The following is a 20,030-nucleotide window of genomic DNA, read 5'->3' as shown; positions in this document are numbered from 1 at the left end:
CTAAGTTAGAAACCATCGCCGAGAACGCGATGCGGGCGTACCGGCAGCTGCACGAGCAGGCCGAATGATCCCCGGACTCTCAATACCGGCGAACCCCAGGTGGAAGCCTTTCGGGCAGTTCGAGCGGCGGGCACCGACGGCGCCTCCCTAGGGTGAAGGTATGCGTGTTCTCTTCACCGGCCTGCCCGTTTACGGGCACCTGCTGCCGATGCTGCCGCTCGCGGTGGCGGCGCGCGCCGCCGGTGACGAGGTCGCCGTCGCCACCGCGGATTCCATGGCGGGCACCGTCGGAGATCTGGATTTCTTCCCGGCCGGCGCGGCCAGCGCGGAACTGCGCGCTGAACACGAACGGCGGTCAGGCGTGCCGGGCCGGAGCTCCCTGTCCGACGTCGCCTGGCTGGTCGAATTGCTCGGCAACACGCGCGTCGATCTCTCCTACGACGCGGTTCTCGCCGTAGCGAAGAAGTTCCGGCCGGACCTCATCATCGCGGACTTCGCCGATGTCGTTGCCCCGCTGGTCGCCGCGACGGCAGGCGTGCCATGGGCCACGCACAACGTCACGACGCCGATGCCCCCGCAATTCACCCAGGCCTGGCTGGACGAGCTGGCTGCCCGGGCCGAAGCCTTGGGGCTGACGCTGACTCCCCCGGTCGCCTGCCTGGAACCGTTCCCGCCGGCGCTACGGGCGGATGACCACGTGGTGGCCGAGGACGAGATCGCGGTGCGCCCGCAGCCCTACCGGCCACCGGGCACCGAGCCACGCGCCGCCCGAGACGACAGCCGGACCCGGGTGCTGCTCACCCTCGGCACCGAGGCGGATCCGGCCGTTCACCTGAGCCACCTGCTCGCCGGACTGTCCGAAGCCGACGCCGAAATCCTGGTCACCACCGAACCCGTCGCGGCCGCCCCCGCGCACATCCGGTTCGTCGGCTTCACCCCGCTGGCCGACCTGCTCGAAGAAGTCGACGCGGTCGTCACCGCGGGCGGCGCGGGCACCGTCACCGGGGCCCTCAGCCGCGGCCTGCCGATGGTCATCCTGCCCATGGTCTACGACCAGTCACTCGTCGCCGAGCGCGCCGCCGCGACCGGCGCGGCCATCGTCGTACCACCGCAGGACGCGGAAGGGCAGCTCGGCAACGCCCTCGCCGCCGTGCTCGACGACCCGGCATACCGGGCCGCCGCACGCGAGCTCGCGGCACAGATCGCCGAACTGCCCTCGCCGCAAGCCGCGTGGACGGAACTACGCCGCCGGGTCACCGGCTGAACTGGATCAGCTCGCTGGTGCTGCGGCCAAGCCCTGCCGACGGCCGCGGCGTCGGCGCAGGTCACGCGGATGGCTTGGGTACGTTCGAGGGCGACGTCAGTGGTCGGGACCGCACGGCCTGGGAGCTGTGATGGCCGTCACAGGAGTCGAGGTCGAGAACGTGCCGTCGGTTCCGTCCCAGGGACACGAGCGGCCACGAGGGGCCGCGCGACACGGGAGGCAGTCATGACGATCCACCGGATGGACCACGTCGGCGTTGTGGTCGAGGACCTCGCGGCGGCTATCGCGTTCTTCGTCGAACTGGGCCTGGAGCTGGAGGGCGAGGCCGCGGTCGAGGGCAAGTGGGTGGACCAGCTCCTCGCGCTGGACGGCGTCCGCGCGGACATCGCCACGATGCGGACCCCGGACGGGCACGGCCGGGTCGAGCTGTCCACGTTCCGCTCGCCGGTGAACGCCAACCCGGCGCCGAGGGAACCGGTGAACACCCCGGGCATCCCCCGCCTCACGTTTGTCGTCGACGCCGTCGACGACGTCCTCGGCCGGCTGCGCGCCCACGGCGCCGAACTCGTGGGGGAAGTGGCGCGGTACGAGGACTACTGCCGGTACGGCTACGTCCGCGGGCCAGCGGGCATCATCATCGGGCTGGTCGAGGAACTCGCCTGAAGCACCCCCGCCCGGTACTGGACCAACCCCGAAAGGACCGCCGCCATGGCCGTCGCCGCCGATCTCGACCGCGCCACCGACTCGCAGTGGGACTGGGTCGCCGAGCAGACCCGCACGTATCTGGCCTCGGGCGGAACCGAGGGACACGAATCGGACGGCCTGTACACCCTCGTGCTCGCCACGACCGGGCGCAGGACCGGCCGGCCCCGCCGCACCTGCCTGATCTACGGCACCTCGGGTGACGACTTCGTCGTCGTCGCCTCGAAAGCCGGCGCCGACGAGGACCCGGAGTGGTTCAAGAACCTCCAGGCGGAGCCGAGCGTCGGCGTGCAGGCCGGCACCCGCCGGTTCACCGCCCGCGCCCGCACCGCTTCCCCGGCCGAGCGCGCGGTCCTCTGGCACCGGATGGCGCGCATCTTCCCGCTGTACGACGAGTACGCCCGGAAGACCGACCGCGTGATCCCGATCGTCCTGCTCACCCCGCAGGACTGAGCCCACGCGATCCGGACGGCAGCCGCGGCGAAGCCCGGAGGGCGGGTGGCCTCTCCGCTCGGCGGGCCGCCGTCCTTGGAGCGCGACGTCACCGCCCGCCGCACCGGCACCACCACGCCCGCGGAACGGCTCGGCAGGGCCGGCGGCACCGCCCTCGACCAGTGCTCTGCGCGTCGAAATCGTTGCGGAGTATGGCTTTTCCGAGGCGCGACCATTGTGGAGCGTGCGGTTGGGGGAAGGTGTCGACCTCAGCGAAATCACCATCCTGCCGACGGCCCGGGCCGTCTGACCGGCCCGGGCGGCCCTTCGGCGGGATCAGACGGTGAGGACGAGCTTGCCCTGAAGGTGGCCGCCGTCGAGTCGCCGGTGCGCGTCGGCGACGCGTTCGAACGGGAACGTCTCCTGCACGTGGACCCGGAGCTTGCCCTGTTCCACAAGGTCGACGAGACCACGCAGGGCGACCGGATCGGGGTCGACCGCGATGCCGCTGAAGCGCAGGCCGGCCGCCTCGAACTTGGCGGCGAGCCCGGAATCCTCCTCGGCGACCGCCGTCACCAGGTGACCGCCTGGGCGGAGCACTCCGAGCGACCGCTCGACGGTGTCGCCGCCGAGCGTGTCGAGCACGACGTCGATGTCGCGGACCGTCTCGGCGAAGTCGACCGTCGTGTAGTCGATCACTTCGTCGGCGCCGAACCCCTCGACGAACTCCCGTTTGCTCCCGCTGGCGGTGGTGATCACGTGCGCGCCGAGCGCTTTCGCGATCTGGATCGCGACGTGGCCGACCCCGCCGCCACCGCCGTGGACCAGGACGCGGTCGCCCTCGGTCACGCCGCCGAGGTCGACGAGGCCCTGCCACGCCGTCAGCCCGACAACCGGCAACGCCGACGCCTCGACGTGTGAGAGCGACGCCGGTTTGCGCGCCAGGTGCAACGCCGGCGCCGACACGAACTCGGCGTACGCGTTCGCCGCCCGCGGGAAGAGCGGCATCCCGAACACCTCGTCGCCGGGCCGGAACCGCCACGTCTGCGGCGCCTCCTCGACGACGCCGCTGATGTCCCAGCCGAGGACGAACGGCGGCCGGCCCAGCATCGGGAATTCGCCGGCGCGCAGTCGCGCCTCCAGCGGGTTCAGCCCGATCGCCTTGACCCGGACGAGAACCTCGGTCGGCAGGGACCGGGGCGTGGGCGCGTCCACGATGGTGAGCACCTCGGGACCGCCCAGCTTCTGCTGGGTGATGATTCGCATGACTCTCCTGGGTTCGGAGGGGAAGAGAATCCCAGGCTATGTTTCCGATAGGAACCAGCAGGTACCTTTGGCGCCATGAGCGGTTTCGGTCCTCCTGATTCCTTTCTCGCCGACTGCCCGGGACGCCTGGCGGTCGAGCTGATCGCCGACAAGTGGACGGTGGTCGTGCTCTCCGGCCTCAGCCAGGGCCCGGTGCGCCACGGCGAGCTGGTCGAGCTGATCGGCGGCATCTCCCGCAAGGTGCTCACCCAGACGCTCCGGCGGCTCGAGGCGCACGGGCTCGTCCGCCGCCACGCCTACGCCGAGGTGCCGCCCCGCGTCGAGTACGAGCTCACCCCGCTCGGAGCGACACTGATCGATCCGATCCACACGCTGACCGAGTGGGCGAGGGCGAACGGCGACGCGGTGCTCGACGCGCTGGAGGCCGATTCCGGGGCGGTCGCGCGTAACGGCTGAGTCGACCACGGCGTGATCGTCAGGAGCGGGTCAGGCTGATCAGGGTCTTGCCGGTGTGGGGGCCGCGCATCATCGCCAGGAATCCCTCAACCGCGTTCCCGATGCCGGTGACGATGGTCTGTTCGGTGCGCAGCGAGCCAGCCGACGGCGAGCTGCCGGTAATCCGCGAACGAGGTGCTCGTGGTCGTTGACGTTCATGCCGCGCAGCGAGCCGCTTTCCGATGGCGAGGACGAGATTGCCCGGTCCGGGCGCGGCCTCCAGATGGTCACCACCGACGTCGACGGCCGCACCGTCGGCATCGCGGCAAGCTCGTTCACCTCCGTGTCGATGGTCCCGCCGCTCGTGTCGTTCTCCATCGCCACGACGTCGCGCACGTGGCCGGACCTGCGCGCGCCGCCTCGCGGGCCCCGCGGACACCCGCTTCGCCGGCCTCGACCTCACAGTGACGGCCGACGGCGCCGTCACCCTCGCCGACGGCGTCGCGTGGTTCGACACCACGATCGAACGCGCGGTGGAGGCGGGCGACCACACCATCGTCCTGCTGCGCCTGCACGCGGTGGCGCACGCGGACGAGCCGCTGCCGCTTGTGTTCCATCGCAGCGGGTTCGGGTTGCGACAGGCTGGTTGACCGCGGGTTTACCCGCGGTCGGCTGGATACCCGGCACGACTGTACACTGTGGACGCCACGGGGCCTTCATCGCGCAACCATCCACTTTGTAATGCCCGACACCCACGCGGCGACTGGCCGATCGGGTCAGGGGTGAACCACACAGGATCGCCGAATCGCCTTCGGCGGGCTGCCACACCAATATCCGGACACGGGCCCAGGTTGGCGGCGTTGCCATGCGATCCGGTGTGGGCGACGACCTGGATGGACGACGCGAACGACTGCATCGCGCCACGACTCGGCCTGCCGCGCCCGGCCGTGGTGGTCTGGCCGGAGCCATCCGACGCCGACCACCCCAGGCTCACCGACTGGCTGCGGCTGATGTCCAGTCGTCCCGCACCGGGCGGAGGATGGGGTTGATCCCGGCCAGCACCGCGCACACCCGCACGGCGGCGTCCCGATCATCCGCCAGAGCAACGACACGACCGACCTGCACACCTAGCCAAGATTCCATTCGCGACCGTGGGTGACGGCGCATCAGTGAGCAGGACCCCGATCACGGCAAGATCATTTGAGTCGGCACCATCGGGAGCGCACCCCAGCCCACCGGATTCCGGAAGCTGCCCGCAGGTTTCGACCGCGCGCTGGCCGTCTGCTCGACCAACGGCCCCGTGGCCTGCCTCGAAGCCGACTACTTCGGCGAGTTCGACGCCATCGGACTCGGCCGGCATCACGACACCAACGACTGGCTGATCACGCCACCGGCAAGATCCACGCGAGACGCAGTCCCAGCGCCGTAGCCCCTGCCCCACACTCCTCTTTCACCCGATTGTCTTTCACCAACCCTTGCGAGGAAGTCAGCGCCCTTGCCAAAATCAAGTGTTTGCCGTTCCGCCACTGGTCCGATCAAGGAGGAACACCTTGAAGTACGTCAAGCTTGGCTCGACCGGTCTGGACGTGTCGCCGATTTGCCTGGGGGCGCTGAGTTTCGGCGCGCCCGGACACGGCGTCCACAGCTGGACCCTTGACCTCGACCAAGCACGGCCGATGATGGTGCACGCCCTGGAGTCCGGCGTGAACTTCGTGGACACCGCCAACGTCTACTCCGCCGGGACCAGCGAGCAGATCGTCGGGCAGATACTCCGCGAATACGGTCACCGCGAAGAGATCGTGCTGGCGACCAAGGTGCACGGGCGAACGCGGCCCGGGCCCAACGGCGTGGGGCTGTCCCGCAAGGCGATCATGGCCGAGATCGACAACAGCCTGCGCCGGCTCGGCACCGACTACGTCGACCTTTACCAGATTCACCGGTGGGACCCGGCGACGCCGATCGAGACCACCATGCAGGCGCTGCACGACGTGGTGACGGCGGGCAAGGCACTGCACATCGGCGCGTCGTCGATGTGGGCCTGGGAGTTCGCCAAAGCCCAGCACGTCGCCGAGCGGAACGGCTGGACCCGGTTCACCACCATGCAGAACCACTACAACCTGATCTACCGCGAAGAAGAGCGGGAAATGCTGCCCCTGTGCGCCGACCAGGGCATCGGCGTCATCCCCTGGAGCCCCCTGGCCAGGGGACGGCTCGCCCGGGAATGGGACAGCGTCAGCGCCCGCAGCGAAACCGACGAGTTCGGCAAAATGCTCTACCGCGACACCGATCGCGAAATCGTCGACCGGCTCGGGCAACTGGCCGCCAAACGAGAGCTGCCGATGGCGCAGCTCGCGCTGGCGTGGCTGCTCTCCAAGCCGACCGTCACGTCCCCCATCGTCGGTGCCACCAAAATGCGCCATCTCCAAGACGCGATCGACGCGCTGGACGTGGAACTCGACGACGAAGAGATCGCCTACCTCGAAGAGCCGTACCAGCCGCACAACGTCTCCGGGCACCCCATCACCTCGTTGCCGGGCCAGCATTGAGAGCCGGCTCAGCCAGGCCGCAGGACCGGCTCGTCCAGGGCCTTCGGGAACCGGGCCAGCAGGCCGGCCAGCTCGTCGGCCAGTTCCCGGGCGTGGCCGGCGCCGAGCTGGTCTCCGCGATAGGCCACCAGCCCGATCAACTCGCCGTCCCGGTGCGCCACGGTCACCGTCAGGCCGAACTTGGCGTTGTTGCTGCGCAGCGAATCGTCCAGCACCGGCGTCAGCCGCGTCACACCCAGCACCGCGGCGTGGGGGTCCAGCAGGTTCATGTTCAGCGTGACGTTCGTATAGGGGGTGTGCCCGAACCGCCGGGGCGGCTTCAGCCGGGTGATCACGTCGTCGAACTGGACGGTCTGGTGCTCCAGCGCGCCCAGCGCCGCGCCGCGCATCCGCAGCAGTGCGTCCAGCACTGTGCTGTCCGCGGTGACCCGGGAGCGCAGCACCGCGGTGTTCAGGCAGGGGCCGAGCAGTTCGGCGAACCGGGGCTGATCCCGGTTCGCCGTCGGGGATCCGAACGTGACATCGTCGAGGCCGGTCCACCGGTGCAGGGTCACCGCCAGCGCGGTGGCGGCCACCATGAACCAGCTGACGCCGTGCTCGGACTGCACCGCGTTCAGCGAATCCAGTAGTCCCACGGGCAGCGGGATCCGGAACGCCCCGTTCGGCTCCGGCCGCCCCGGCGCGGGCAGCGGCGTATCCGCGGACGCTCCCTCCAATGTGGACGCCCAGTACTCCAGATCGGCGTCCCGGGCGTCGCTGTCCCGCTGCCCTTGTTCGTAGGCGGCGAATTCCCGGTACTGGACGACCGGTCGCGGCCCGCCCGGGGCGGTGTAGTGCCGGTCCAGCTCCGCGAGCAGGACGGAAATCGACTCCCCGTCGATCACCAGGTGGTGCAGGCACAACAGCAGCACCTGCCGGCCGTCGCCAAGATCACCGAGAGCGGCCCGCAGCAGCTGTCCGGACTCGAGATCGAACGGCAGGCGCAGGGAGGCGTCCAGCCAGTCGTTCATGCCGCCGGGGGCGTTCCGCAGGTCGAGCAATTCCACTGGCGGCACCCAAGGTTCCCGCAGCCGCACGACCAACGTGTCGTCGTCATCGACGAACCGGGTGCGCAGGATCTCGTGCTCGGCCACCAGCCGGCCCAGCGCCACGCGCAGCCGGCCGGGGTCCAACCGGCCCGCTACCTCCCAGGCGAGCGGCACGTGATTGCGCACGTCCGGATCGATCAGCTCGGCCAGCCAGATCCGCCGCTGGAAAGCGGTCATCGCCAAGGGAACATCCGTGGAAACGGCTTCCGGGCGCGGTGCCGTCGCCGCCGCCAGCCCCAGCACGTGCTCGGTGAATTCGCCCAGCCGGGAGTGCTCGAACAGCGCCCGGATCGGGATCCGCACCCCGAACCGCTCCCCGGCCGCACTCACCACGGCACCGGCCATCAGGGACTGCCCGCCCAGGGTGAAAAACGAGTCATCCGGCTTGATCCCACCCTTCTTCAGCACCTCTTCCCACACGGCGGCCATCCGGCGTAGCTGCTCCGCCTCCACCATGCGTGTGGCGCCTCCATTCCCCATCCTTCAGTTATGCCACAGTCCGGGCACGGGCGGAACATCGTTCTGAGCACTACGCCGCTGCCGGTCGACCGCCCCTGACGTTCGACAGGATGACTCGGCCGCCGAACTGTGGTCGGATCGAACTTTGGTGTGAGCGATCCACCCGCGGGGGGAAAAGGATGTCGGACAACGGCTTGGTGCACGCCTGGGTTCTCGATGAGCCGCAGGCGGCCACGGCCTGGCTTGACCGTTCCGGACGGCCGCTGACCTATCAAGAGTTGATCGAGCGGTCGGGACGGCTCGCGAGGCGGCTCGCCGACGCGGGAGCCGGCCCCGGCGAGCGGGTCGCGCTGTTCCTGGAGCGCGGGGCCGACATGGCGATCGCCATGCTCGGTGTGCTGCGGGCGGGGGCGGCGTTCGTGCCGCTCGGCCTGGAGGAACCTGCCTCTCGGCTGGCCCTGATCCTCGCGGACTGCGCACCGGCCGTAGTACTGGTGCACGACGCGACGGCGGCGCAGTTCCGGCACGACCGTGTCCCCACACTCAACGTTGACGGCAACGGGGAGGGCGAACCCGCCGCCGCCGGCACCCCGGACGATCCCGCGTACGTCATCTACACCTCCGGATCGTCCGGCACACCCAAGGGCGTGGTCGTCGAGCACCGCAACCTCAAGCCACACCTGGACTGGCTCGCCGAGCGGCTGCCGCTCGGGCCGGACGACCGGCTGTTGCAAGTGGCGCCTTACACGTTCGACGCCTCGCTGACCGACTTCTTCTGGCCACTCCGTGCGGGCGCCACGGTGGTCTCACTCGCCGAGGGCGATCATCTGGACCCGCTCGCCATCGCCACCGCGCTCGTCGAGCACGAGATCACCGCGGTCCGGCTCCCCCCGGCGATCCTGCGGTTGCTGCTCGACGAGCCGGAATTCCGGCACGCCACGGGCCTGCGGTACCTGATCAGCGGCGGGGACCGGCTGCCGACGTCGGTGGCCCGCCGCATCACCGAACTCCTGCCCGGCGTACGGCTGTTCAACCGGTACGGGCCGACCGAAACGGCCGTGGCGGTCACCTACCACGAGTTCGACGCCGGCACGGACACCGGGCCGGAGGTACCGATCGGCCTCGGCGTCACCGGGGCCGAGTTGCATATCTCGCCGGACGAGGAGCTGCTGATCGGCGGTGCCTGCGTCGCGCGTGGCTACCTCGGCGACGCCGCGCGCACGGCGGAACGTTTCGTCCGGCTGCCGGACCGGGGCCGGGTATTCCGGTCCGGCGACCGGGTCCGGACGAACGCCGCGGGCGTGCTGGAGTTCCTCGGCCGGGATGACGATCAGGTTCAGCTCAACGGACACCGGGTGGAGATCGGGGAGGTGCAGTCCGCGCTGCGCACGCACCCGGACGTCGAGGACTGTGTGGTCCTGCCCCAGGATCAGGCACTCGCCGGGTACGTGGTGGCCACCGGGAACCGACGGCCGGCCGAGGAGATCCTCGGCCATCTGCGGGACCGGCTGCCGGGCCACATGGTGCCCAACGTGCTCACGTTCGTGGACCGGTTGCCGATGACCGACCGGGGCAAAGTGGATCTCGCGGCCTTGCGCGCCACGCACGCGACAAGCACGGTGCGCACCACGGACAGCCCGGCACCCGCCGGAAGCCCGGTGCCGGAGGTGGTGCGACGGGTGTGGTCCCAGCTTCTCGGCGGCATCGAACTGCGGGAGCACGACGACTTCTTCAACCGCGGCGGGCATTCGCTGCTCGCGGTGCACGCGGTCGGCCGGATCCGCGCGGAGCTGGGCCACCGCGTGCCGGTGCGGGTCATGTTCGAAAAGACGACCCTGGGCGAGTTCACCGAGGCGGTCACGAAGATCGTCACCTCCGCCGAGGCGGCGTCGCCGGCACCTGCGGCGTACGGTGGTTCTGGGCGCGAGTGAGCCCGCCGGGATCCGGAACCGGTCCGGGAATGAGACCGAGATGCTCGGGGCGCACCAAGTCGAACTTCAACGCCAGCGTCACCAGCGTGACCCGCTTCCACGCCCGGGTCATCCCGCGCGGGGCCACGATCCCGAGTTTCGTGGCCAGGTAGTCGATGTGGTAGTTGACCGCCGAGCGGCCGAGCGGCCGGTCCGAGGCGGACAACCGGGCCGAGACCTGCGCCGGGGTCGGCACCGCCGCCACACCGAAGTCCCGCAGTCTCGGCTCGCACAGGCCGACCAGCACCTGGAAGTACCGGCTTTCCTCGTCCAGCAAAGGAATCCCGGCGTCACCCGGCCCGGCGGTGGATCGGCGTTCCGGGGCATAGACGGTGAAGCTGTTACCCCCGGCGCCCACGGTCAGCGTCACTCGGCTCAGCTCGAAGGGAATCGGCACCCCGATCCGGCCCGCCCGCACCTTCACGTACTCCCCGGCCCCCTCCAGGTTCTCCACGCAGTAGGTGCCCCTCGCGCCGCAGTTCGACATCAGCCAGTAGTCGCCGAACGCCCGGATCCGGCCCGCGGTCAGCGCCTGGTCGGTGCCGACGGTGATCTCCCCGCCCTGCCAGCCGAACGACACGCTGTCGCCGTTGGGCAGCTCCACGACCGGCGACTGCCCGTCGAGGCAGATCAACAGCGACTGGGCGGCGAGTTCAGCCCGCGACACGGCCGGCGTCCACAAAGGATTCACGGAGCCCGTCGGCGATTCCGGTCGCGGCGGCACCGGGCACGATCGTGGGATCGTGATCGACGCGCAGCGACACCTCCCCCCGGTCGTGGACGGCCGTGACGATCACCGGATCCTCGATCCGGTTGCCCGGCGGGTACCTGAACCGGCCGGGCACGCCGTCCAGCACCGGCACCGGGCGGTGCGTGCGATCGATGAAGGTCAGCACGAGATCGAGGTGGCCGGTCCACGACGCCTGACCCGCCCTGGCGGCCCGGACGACTTCGTCGAACGGGGTGTCCACGAATTCCAAGTCCTCCCACCAGCTCTCGCGAACGCCTTCGCCCTGCGGGTTGGCCAGCACCGTGTTGATGAAGCAGCCGACCACACCCGCCTCGTCGTGGCCGCCCCAGGTGTAGGCGACCGGCGCGGTTCCCGGTGTCCGGGCCAGCGCCGTATGGCAGGCGGCCAGCAACGCCGGGAACGGCCGGTCCGTGGCCGATCCCGGCAGCGCGAGGCGTAACCAGGCCGAGTCCTGCCCGCCCGGTTCGCCCGCGTCCCGGTCCCGGCCCCAGCGGCCGGGCCCCGCGTCACGCACCCGGGATGTCCAGTGTGCCAGCGCCTCCGGCCCGCTCGCCTCGTGTTCCCTGGCCAGCCGCCGCTCCACCACCTCCCGGTAGCGGCGCAGTTCGGCGGCGGCCACGGAATCCGGCACCCGCGCCCCGGTCTGATAACTGGACACCAGCTCGTCCAGTACCAGGCCGGTGGACTCGCCGTCACAGACCAGGTGGTCGAACCCGAGGGCCAGCAGATCCCGCCGGTCGTCCCTGGCCAGGAGCACCCGGAACGAACCCCGCCCGGCGGGCCAGTCCTCCAAGGCGGCCCATACGGCGCCGTCGGTGTCCGAGGCCACGATTTCCTGCACGAGCGGACCCTCGGGAACCGGGCCGATCCGCAGTACCGGCACTCCGCCGGCCGTGTCCGCCACCCCGCGCAGCACCGGATGCCGCAGCAGGACCGCCCGCGTCGCCTGCTCCAGCCGGTGAGCCGACAGCAGGCCGGGCGGGAATTCCAGGAAGACCGGCAGGATCCTGACCCGGTCGCGTGGATCGGCGGACCTCGTATGGTGGAACCGCCGCTGCGCGCCGGTCAGCGGCATCAGCTCATCGGCTCCCTTGTGGACGCTCGCGTAATGCTTGAGATAGGTCCCGGTGATACTCCGATGCACGGCTGACTCCGCTGTTTCATTCCCCGCTGTTTCATTCCCCAGTGTCTTATTCGCCGGTGTTTCATTGCCGGCGTTTCATCTGGCCACGCCTCGCTCGGCCCGGATGAGATCGGTGCGTACCGTGTCGCTGAGCAGCCGGCCCAGGCCATCGAGGTCGTCCCGGGTGTGAAAGTGACCTCCTGGCCGTGTGCGCGACTCGAAAGCTCCCTCGGTGTGTTCCCGCCATCCCGCCATCCACGCCCCGCCCGCCGGCTCCCCGGCCCCGGCGATGGCGGTGATGGGGCAGCTCAGCCGGGAGCCGGGCGCGTGCTCATAGGTCTCCAGCACCTGGAGATCCGCGCGATAGCAGGCCAGCGCGGCGGCGAGCAGTTCCTCGTCGGAGCTGGTCGCCGCCGGAAGCGGGCCCCAGAGCCGTTCGATCTCGGCCTGCAGCCCGGAATCGTCCAGCCGGTGCAGCGGCTCGGCCCGCCCGCGCAGGGGCGGAGGCTGGCACGACGAGACGAAAAGCCGTACTGGCGCCGGTCCGAGGGCTTTGGCCACCTCGAACGCGACGAGCGCGCCAAGGCTGTGGCCGAACAGGGCGAACGGTGGGGTGAACCGCACCCCCGCGACGATCTCGCGTACCAGCTCCGGCATCGCGGTGAACGCCCGCTCCCCGAGATTGTGCGCCCGGCCCGGTGGCTGGACGGCCACCGTGCGCAAGCCAGGCAGGTACTCCGACCACCGCGCGTACTCCCCCGCCGCACCACCCGCGTGCGGAAAGCAGTACAGGGTGGCCATAGCGGTGGCCGGCGCCGGGCGCTCGATCACCCGTATTTCAGCCACGCGGCACCGCCGGGTCGGGCATCCGCTTCTCGATCAACGCGGCGAGCTCCCGCACCGATGGCGCGACATACATCGATCGCACCTCCAGCTCCACCGGGAGCAACTGCTCGATCCTGGCCACCAGCAGGGTCGCGACCAGCGAATCCCCGCCGAGATCGAAGAAGTTGTCCTCCGGGCCGACATCGGGCAGGCCGAGCATTTCGGTGAACAGCATGGACACCGTCTGCTCCGTGTCCATGCCGGCGTCCGGAGTGGACGATGGCGGCGGCGGTGCGGCGGTCCCCGCCTCCACCAGGTAACGCTCCCTCTGGAACGGGTAGCCGGGCAGAGACACCCTTCTCACCGGTCCTGGGTGGGCTGCGGCCCAGTCGATCGGCAGCCCGGCGAGCCACAGCTCACCGAGTGCCGTCAGCGGATCGGTGACCGTGATGGCGATGTGCTCCCGCGTCCACTGTGGATGCTCCCGCAGCCGTGCGGACAACCGTGCGCCGCCGAGCTCCAGGAACACCCGGCCCGGAGTGTCCAAAGCGGACCGGATTTCGGCGTCGCTGCAGTCCGGATTCAAGGTGAGGTCCGGCTTCAGGCCGAGGGCCTCCCAACGCCGCGCTGCCTCCACGTCGGCCGGCTCCGGCACCAGCAAGGCCACGGCCCGCCCGTCTCTGGCGTGGTCGCCGCCGACCAGCCGCTCGGGCGCATCCCCGCTGAGCACCCGTAATGCGTCCCGCCGATCACGCACCACCGCGTACCGGCGGTACCCGTGCTGCCGCCTGCCGACCTGCAGCGTCCACGCCACATCCCGCAGTTCGAGCTCGGGATGCTCGGTCAGCTGCCCGGCGAGCCGCGCCGTCAGCTCGTCAAGGGCGGCCGCGGTGTGCGCGGACAACACCAGCACCTGCTCGTCCACGGTCTCCGCCCTCGGCAGCGGTGACGGCGGCTGCTCCAGCACGACGTGCGCGTTGCCACCGCCGAGCCCCCGCGCGGTCACACCGGCCAGGCGCGATACCCCGGCGGGCGCCCACGGCGTGGGCTCGGTCGGCACGGCGAACGGGCCCGCCGCGAAGTCGATGTCCGGGTTCGGCTCGGAGTAGTGCAGGCTCGGCGGGATGATCCCGCGTTCCACGGCGAGCACCGTCTTGATGAAGCCGGCGATGCCGGCGGCGGCGTCGGTGTGCCCGATGTTGCCCTTCACCGAGCCGAGCAGGCACGGCTGCTCGCGGGGCTTCCCGTCGGCGAACGCCTGGTTCAGCCCGGCGACCTCGATCGGATCGCCCACCCGGGTGCCGGTGCCGTGTGCCTCGACGTAGGTGACCGACGAGGGCGTGACGCCCGCGGCGCGCTGGGCAGCCCGGACCACCTCGACCTGCCCTCGGACTCCCGGCGCGGTGAACCCCGCCCGGTCCCGGCCGTCATTGTTCACCGCGGAACCGCGCAGCACGGCATGGATGTGGTCGCCGTCGGCGATGGCCTCGGACAGCCGCTTCAGCACGGTGATCCCGCAGCCCTGACCACCGATCACCCCGTCCGCGGCCGCGTCGAACGGCCGGCACGTGCCGGTGGGCGAGGTGATTCCGCCGACCCGGTAGTTGTCCAGTCCGGCGGGCACCCGTACCGAACTGCCACCGGCCAGCGCGAGGTCGCATTCCCCGGTGAGCAGGGCCCGCGCGGCGAAATGCACGGCGTACAGCGAGGTCGCGCACGCCGCCTGCACGTTGGCGGTCGGTCCCCGCAGGCCCAGCTTGTAGGCGACGCGGCTGGCCAGATAGTCGCTGGTGGTGCCGGTCAGGATGTCCCAGCTGGTGATCGAGGCGTCTTCCTGCTGCCGGGCCCGCAGGGCGTCGGTGTAGGTGGACAGGCTGCACCCGGCGTAGATGCCGATCAGGCCGGGGAACCGGTCCGGGTCGTAGCCGGCCCCCTCGATCGCGTCGACCGCGCACTCCAGCAGGACCCGGTGCTGGGGATCGATGAGCAGGGCCTCACGCGGCGTATAGTCGAAATAGCCCGCGTCGAACCATTCCGGTTCCCGAAGCAATCCACCCGCGGGCACATACTCCCGCGTACTGCCGCCGGGACCGGCGATGCTTTTAGGTAAGAACCGGCTGACGCTGTCCACGCCGGATATGAGATTGCCCCAGAACTGGTCGGCATCCGCCGCGTCCGGGAAACGGCAAGCCAGTCCGATGACGGCGATGTCCGTATCACGCCGGCCGGACCCTGGATCAACGGAATCCGCACTTTCCGCCCGCCCCGGCGAAGTTATAAGCGGTTCCTCCTCTTGTGCCGATCCGTCAAGAAAAGCGGCGCATGACCGGATCGTGGAGTGGATGAACAGCTGGGGCAAGGTCGGCCGGATACCGATACGCTGCGCGATCCGCTCTCGCACCAGCTGCATGAGCATCGAGTACCCGCCGACCTCGAAGAAGTTGTCAAGGACGCCGACCTCGTCGATTTCGACTACGTCACACCAAATTTCGGCGAGGATCTGCTCCGTTCGGGTGACCGGGGGCTGGCGGGCGCTCACCGCACCACATCCCGGCGTCGCCCGTTCCCGTGATCAGCGAATACCGCCCAGCATGAAGAAGCCATCACACCCCCCAGTCCGATAAACCCCAGCAGCCATCCCGATGGACATGACCGTGACCCACCATATCGGCGAGTATAACCACGCCGACTCCCGAAGCAACAGCTTCATCGACGCGCCCGCCCCCCATCACCTACTGATCACGGCCTTTACAACCACCCATTCACCAGGTAGAGTGCGAAGTAGCACTGGGGTTAGTCGGGACTCGTCGTGAATGACGAGGAAAGATGGGGGTCCATGGGTGCGCAGCAGCTCTTTCTCGCCTGTCTGCCTTTCGCGGGCAGTGGTGCCGGTTTCTTCCGGGAATGGGAAAAGCTGGAAATAGCGGAAGTCACTGTGCTTCCGGTCCAGCTGCCGGGGCGCGAGGAGCGATTCCCGGACGACCCGTTCACCGAGGTCGCCGACGCGGTCGCCGAACTGACACCTACGATCCTGGCCGACTTCGGGAAACGAGCCGACGCCGGCGAAGGCGCGACCATCGCGTTGTTCGGGCACAGCCTCGGCGCGGTGCTCGCCTACGAGATCGCCAGGGAACTCGAGCGGATCGGTCACCCGGGGCTGTGTCACCTGTTCGTCAGCGGATCACCGGGGCCGCACAACGGACGGGCCGAACGAGCGACCGGCCTGCCCGACCAGGAGTTCCTGGCCGGGGTACAGCGGTTCGCCGGTTACCGGCACGCGGCCTTCGACGATCCCGAGCTGGTCGAGGTCCTGCTCCCGGTGCTCCGCGCCGACGTGGAGATGCACGAGAACTACCAGCCGGCCGGCACCGAGCCGCTCTCGGTGCCGATCACCGCCCTGCGCGGCGAACAGGACGAGCTCGTCTCCCGCGAGCAGGCCGAACAATGGGCCGGGGTGACGCGGGGCCCGTTCGCCTACCGGGAACTTCCCGGCGGCCATATGTATCTGGTCGATGAGCCGGAAGGGGTGCTGCGCGTGATCGCCGGGAGCCCGGAGTGAGGCTGACCGGCAAGACCGTGATCATCACCGGCGCGGCCCGCGGCCTCGGCCGCGCCTGCGCGCTCAAGTTCGCCGGCGAGGGCGCCGACCTGCTGCTGCTGGACATCACACGGGATCTCCCCGACGTGCCCTATCCGCTCGGATCATCGGGCCAGCTGGAACACACCGCGGCCCTGTGCGAACGCGCGGGCGCCGCGACCGTGATCGCCGCCGCCGACGTGCGGGACACCCAGCAGTGCGCGCTGGCGGTCGACCAGGCGCTGGACCGGTTCGGCACGGTGGACGCGCTGGTCAACAACGCCGGCATCGCCTCGCCGTCGGGGAAGATCGCCCACGACATCACCGAGCGGGAGTGGTCGCTCATGCTCGACATCGACCTCTCCGGCGCCTGGCGGATGATGAAGGCGGTCGCGCCGGTGATGGTCCAGCGCCGATCCGGCAGCATCATCAACGTTTCCTCGACCGCGGGCACGGTCGGCTACCGGCATTTCGCGAGTTACGTCGCGGCCAAGCACGGCTTGATCGGACTGACCAAGGCCGCGGCCCTGGACTATGCCCCGATGCGGGTGCGGGTGAACGCGCTGTGCCCCGGGTCGGTCCGGGACGATCCGGTGCTGGAGGGCCGGATGCTCGCCGAGATCGCCCGCTCGCTGGAGGTCCCGGTCGCCGAGCACGAGCGGATCTTCGTCCGGGACCAGCCGATGAACGCGCTGATCGAGCCGTCCGACATCGCGAATGCCGCGCTGTGGCTCGCGGCCGACGAGTCCCGCCAGGTCACCGGCAGCGTGCTGACCGTGGACGGCGGCTTCACCTCCCGATGAGCGAGAGGTCAACCGTGACGACATCAATGATCGACGACCCCGCCGCCGGCTGCCACAGCCTCGTGCTGCGGCTCCCCGGCCCGGCGGATCCGGAGCGCCTGCTGTCCGCGGCGATGCCCGATCCGGTCCGGGTCTGGGCGACCTCGGTGCCGGCCGGCGCGGACGAGCCGGCGGCCGAGGACCGGAGGCGCGCCGAGGCCCTGCGGCCGATTCACCGGGACGGCCCCCCGTTACGAGCCGTGGCCCTGCGGTACGCCGACGGGACCGCGGACCTGGTGCTGGTGGCCGTCCGCGCGGTGATCCCACCGGCCGCGCTGCGGCGAATCGCGCGACTGCTGCTGGACGGGTCCGGCGATGACGTGCCACCCTGGCCCGCCGCCGCCCGGCCGGGCCTCGCGTATCGCGGCGGCCTCGAGTGGGGCCTGGGCGCCCCGGAGCTGAGCGGGGTCGTCGGCAGTGCACGAATCGATCTCACCGGCCTTGGAGGGAAAGCCGAACGGCTCTTCCTTCCCGCGATCGCCTTGGCCGTGAGCCGATACGGCGCTGGGAATCAAGCGGAGCTGGGTGTGCTGGACCTGGACGACGGCGCGGGCGAACATATCCGCGTTCACCCGGTGGACGAGCATCCGGAGTGCTCGATCGAGGACTTCCTCCGCCGGTTCGACCAGGCGCCGGTCACGCCGCAGGAGCCGCCGCCGGTCGGGGTCGTCCTGAGCCCGGCCTTCGAGGAAGGCAGCTATACGGCCTGTCTGACGCCGATCTTCCCGCTCACCATCCAGCTGGACCGGGGCTCGTCACGAGCGATCTGCCGGTTCGACCGGGGCATCGTGGACGCTTCCGTCGCGCAGCGGTTCTGTGCGCACGTGGCGCATCTGGCCGGGCAGCTGGCGGATGACGCAGCGGATCGGCCGGTGTCCGGGCTGGAACTGTTGCCACGCACCGAATGGGCGGCGCTTCTCCGGGCGGGCGGAGCGGGTGACACCCCGCCCGTGCGGGGGCGGATCGATCGCGCCTTCGAGGAGATGGCCGCCAAGCAGCCGGACGCCGTGGCGTTGCTGGCCGGCGACGAGCGGCTGACCTACCGGCAGCTGGACGATCGGGCGGACGCGGTGGCGGCCGGCCTGGGTGCGCTGGACATCGCGCCGGGCAGCCGGATCGGGGTCTGCCTGGAACGGGACGCCGATCTGGTGGTCACCCTGCTCGGCGTGCTCAAGGCGGGCTGTGCGTACGTGCCGATGGATCCGCGCTATCCGGCGCAGCGCCTGAGCTTCACCGCGCAGAACGCGGGGATGCCCGTCATCATCACGTCCGCGCCGGAGTTCCCCCCGGTGCCCGGGATCCGGCTGCTGGCCCCCGCCGCGCTGACGGAACTCGGAGCCGGTCAGGCGATGGCCGAACCCCGGCCGTCCGCCGGGGATGACGAGCCCGCCTACGTGATCTACACCTCCGGTTCCACCGGCACGCCCAAGGGCGTGGTCGTGCCGCATCGCAACGTGCTCGCGTTGCTGCAGGCCACCGCCGGGGACTTCGCCCTCGGCCCGGACGACACCTGGACGCTGTTCCATTCCAGCGCCTTCGATTTCTCCGTCTGGGAGATCTGGGGCTGCCTGCTCACCGGCGGCCGCCTCGTCGTCGTGCCCTATTGGACCACCCGCGATACCGAGGAGTTCTACGCCCTGCTGGCCGAGCGGCGCGTCACGGTGCTGAACCAGACGCCGTCGGCGTTCGCGCAGCTCGTCCACAACGATCAGCGCGTCCGCGGGGACCTGGCGCTTCGATTGGTCATCTTCGGCGGCGAACCACTCGACGTGCGCATGCTGGCGCCCTGGTTCGCCCGGCACCCGGCCACCGATTGCCGCGTGGTCAACATGTTCGGCATCACCGAGACCACCGTGCACGTGACCGCCCAGACGGTGACCCCGCAGGAGGTCGTGGCGGGCTCACGCTCGGTCGGCCGCCCGCTGCCGGGGTGGTCGGTGTCCATCCGGGACGACCGGGGGCGGGTCCTCCCGCCCGGTCCCGCGGGTGAGATCTACGTGGGCGGCGCGGGCGTGGCCAGCCATTACCTCGGCCGGCCCGAGCTGACCGGGCAGCGGTTCGTCCTCGACGAGCTGACCGGTGAACGGATCTATCGCAGCGGAGACAAGGGGCGGCTGCGCCCCGACGGCCGCCTTGATCACCTCGGCCGGCTGGACAACCAGGTCAAGGTGCGCGGGCACCGCATCGAACTGGACGAGATCCGCACGGTGCTGCTGGGGGCGCCCCAGGTGACCGCCGCGGCCGTCGTGGTCAACCGGGACCAGCCGGATGACCCGGCGAGCAGCCGGATCGACGCCTACGTCGTCCTCGAGGCGGCCGCGGCTTCCACGGCCTCCGCGCAGGTGCTCGCGCAGGCCAAGACGATGCTCCCCGACTACATGATGCCCGCGACGATCACCGAGGTCGCCGAGATTCCGCTGACGATCAACGGGAAGCCGGACACGTCCAGGCTGCCCGATCCCCGTACCGGGCCGGCCGGCGCACCCGACGCCGGGGAGCCTGCCTCCGGCGGGATCGCCGACGACATCCTGAGCATCTGGAGCAAGCTGCTGAACACCCCGGTGAGCCTGCAGGACAATTTCTTCACCCTGGGCGGGAACTCGCTGCTGGTCGTCCGGGTTCTCGCCGAGATGCGGGAGCGCAACCTGCCGAAGGTGTCACCGAAGAAGTTCTACGGTCATTCGACCGCGGCGCAGTTCGTCGAGCTCGTCCAGCAGCTCAGCGAAGCCGACCGGTGACGTCGGGCGCCG

16 protein-coding genes and 1 pseudogene are annotated in these 20,030 nt (G+C 70.3%); 10 read left to right on the top strand and 7 right to left on the bottom strand.

Annotation, left to right across the window (positions count from 1 at the left end; all coding sequences use genetic code 11):
- Positions 1–160: 160 nt before the first annotated feature.
- The 3 genes from OG943_RS09960 to OG943_RS09950 all read left to right on the top strand — a co-directional run bounded on the left by OG943_RS09960 (position 161) and on the right by OG943_RS09950 (position 2,419).
- The gene (locus OG943_RS09960) at positions 161–1,264 is read left to right on the top strand and encodes a glycosyltransferase (protein ID WP_328609426.1); all 1,104 of its coding nucleotides are present in this window, start codon (positions 161–163) and stop codon (positions 1,262–1,264) included.
- Between the two features lie 225 nt (positions 1,265–1,489).
- Positions 1,490–1,927 (top strand): VOC family protein, encoded by a 438-nt coding sequence (locus tag OG943_RS09955; RefSeq protein ID WP_328609425.1) that lies wholly within the window; start codon positions 1,490–1,492, stop codon positions 1,925–1,927.
- Positions 1,928–1,972: 45 nt separating this feature from the next.
- Positions 1,973–2,419, top strand: a complete 447-nt coding sequence (locus OG943_RS09950) for a nitroreductase/quinone reductase family protein (RefSeq protein WP_328609424.1) — start codon at positions 1,973–1,975, stop codon at positions 2,417–2,419.
- Between the two features lie 315 nt (positions 2,420–2,734).
- Here OG943_RS09950 and OG943_RS09945 read toward each other — a convergent pair whose 3' ends face one another.
- Positions 2,735–3,664 carry an NADP-dependent oxidoreductase gene (locus OG943_RS09945; RefSeq protein WP_328609423.1) on the bottom strand — a complete coding sequence of 310 codons (930 nt, stop codon included), beginning with the start codon at positions 3,662–3,664 and terminating at the stop codon, positions 2,735–2,737.
- Between the two features lie 75 nt (positions 3,665–3,739).
- On the opposite strand from OG943_RS09945, the gene OG943_RS09940 reads away from it, so the two are divergent.
- Positions 3,740–4,120, top strand: a complete 381-nt coding sequence (locus OG943_RS09940) for a winged helix-turn-helix transcriptional regulator (protein ID WP_328609422.1) — start codon at positions 3,740–3,742, stop codon at positions 4,118–4,120.
- Between the two features lie 69 nt (positions 4,121–4,189).
- On the opposite strand, the gene OG943_RS09935 is transcribed toward OG943_RS09940, so the two are convergent.
- Positions 4,190–4,495 (bottom strand): hypothetical protein, encoded by a 306-nt coding sequence (locus OG943_RS09935; RefSeq protein ID WP_328612378.1) that lies wholly within the window; start codon positions 4,493–4,495, stop codon positions 4,190–4,192.
- On the opposite strand from OG943_RS09935, the pseudogene OG943_RS09930 reads away from it, so the two are divergent.
- Together OG943_RS09930 and OG943_RS09925 are read left to right on the top strand one after the other, a co-directional pair.
- Positions 4,383–4,749: pseudogene (locus OG943_RS09930) on the top strand (flavin reductase family protein). The gene OG943_RS09935 and the pseudogene OG943_RS09930 overlap by 113 nt on opposite strands.
- 900 nt (positions 4,750–5,649) lie before the next feature.
- Positions 5,650–6,645, top strand: coding sequence for an aldo/keto reductase (locus OG943_RS09925; protein ID WP_328609421.1), 996 nt, complete (start codon positions 5,650–5,652; stop codon positions 6,643–6,645).
- 8 nt (positions 6,646–6,653) lie between these two features.
- Here the strand turns inward: OG943_RS09925 and OG943_RS09920 are convergent, their stop codons facing one another.
- Positions 6,654–8,189: a condensation domain-containing protein gene (locus OG943_RS09920; RefSeq protein ID WP_328609420.1), complete on the bottom strand. Its 1,536-nt coding sequence runs from the start codon at positions 8,187–8,189 to the stop codon at positions 6,654–6,656.
- Positions 8,190–8,371: 182 nt separating this feature from the next.
- Between OG943_RS09920 and OG943_RS09915 the strand changes: the two genes are divergently transcribed.
- Positions 8,372–10,123, top strand: a complete 1,752-nt coding sequence (locus tag OG943_RS09915; protein ID WP_328609419.1) for a non-ribosomal peptide synthetase — start codon at positions 8,372–8,374, stop codon at positions 10,121–10,123.
- On the opposite strand, the gene OG943_RS09910 is transcribed toward OG943_RS09915, so the two are convergent.
- From OG943_RS09910 to OG943_RS09895, 4 genes are all read right to left on the bottom strand, one after another.
- Positions 10,062–10,829: a hypothetical protein gene (locus OG943_RS09910; RefSeq protein ID WP_328609418.1), complete on the bottom strand. Its 768-nt coding sequence runs from the start codon at positions 10,827–10,829 to the stop codon at positions 10,062–10,064. The genes OG943_RS09915 and OG943_RS09910 overlap by 62 nt on opposite strands.
- Complete coding sequence (locus OG943_RS09905) at positions 10,816–12,057, bottom strand: condensation domain-containing protein (protein ID WP_328609417.1); 1,242 nt, start codon at positions 12,055–12,057, stop codon at positions 10,816–10,818. The genes OG943_RS09910 and OG943_RS09905 overlap by 14 nt, the downstream gene beginning before the upstream one ends.
- Positions 12,058–12,132: 75 nt before the next feature.
- A complete protein-coding gene (locus OG943_RS09900; RefSeq protein WP_328609416.1) occupies positions 12,133–12,882 on the bottom strand; it encodes a thioesterase II family protein in 750 nt (249 codons plus the stop codon).
- Complete coding sequence (locus tag OG943_RS09895; RefSeq protein ID WP_442874705.1) at positions 12,875–15,400, bottom strand: beta-ketoacyl synthase N-terminal-like domain-containing protein; 2,526 nt, start codon at positions 15,398–15,400, stop codon at positions 12,875–12,877. The genes OG943_RS09900 and OG943_RS09895 overlap by 8 nt, the downstream gene beginning before the upstream one ends.
- A gap of 297 nt (positions 15,401–15,697) precedes the next feature.
- Between OG943_RS09895 and OG943_RS09885 the strand changes: the two genes are divergently transcribed.
- From OG943_RS09885 to OG943_RS09875, 3 genes are read left to right on the top strand one after another with little or no spacing between them, the layout of a single operon-like run.
- Positions 15,698–16,420 (top strand): thioesterase II family protein, encoded by a 723-nt coding sequence (locus OG943_RS09885; RefSeq protein WP_328609415.1) that lies wholly within the window; start codon positions 15,698–15,700, stop codon positions 16,418–16,420.
- Positions 16,417–17,241: an SDR family oxidoreductase gene (locus tag OG943_RS09880; protein ID WP_328609414.1), complete on the top strand. Its 825-nt coding sequence runs from the start codon at positions 16,417–16,419 to the stop codon at positions 17,239–17,241. The genes OG943_RS09885 and OG943_RS09880 overlap by 4 nt, the downstream gene beginning before the upstream one ends.
- A 14-nt stretch (positions 17,242–17,255) precedes the next feature.
- Complete coding sequence (locus tag OG943_RS09875) at positions 17,256–20,018, top strand: amino acid adenylation domain-containing protein (protein WP_328609413.1); 2,763 nt, start codon at positions 17,256–17,258, stop codon at positions 20,016–20,018.
- The last annotated feature ends 12 nt before the right edge of the window (positions 20,019–20,030 follow it).

The sequence above is a fragment of the Amycolatopsis sp. NBC_00345 genome (assembly GCF_036116635.1).
Taxonomy (GTDB): domain Bacteria; phylum Actinomycetota; class Actinomycetes; order Mycobacteriales; family Pseudonocardiaceae; genus Amycolatopsis.
This window is presented reverse-complemented; position numbering and strand designations above follow the sequence as displayed.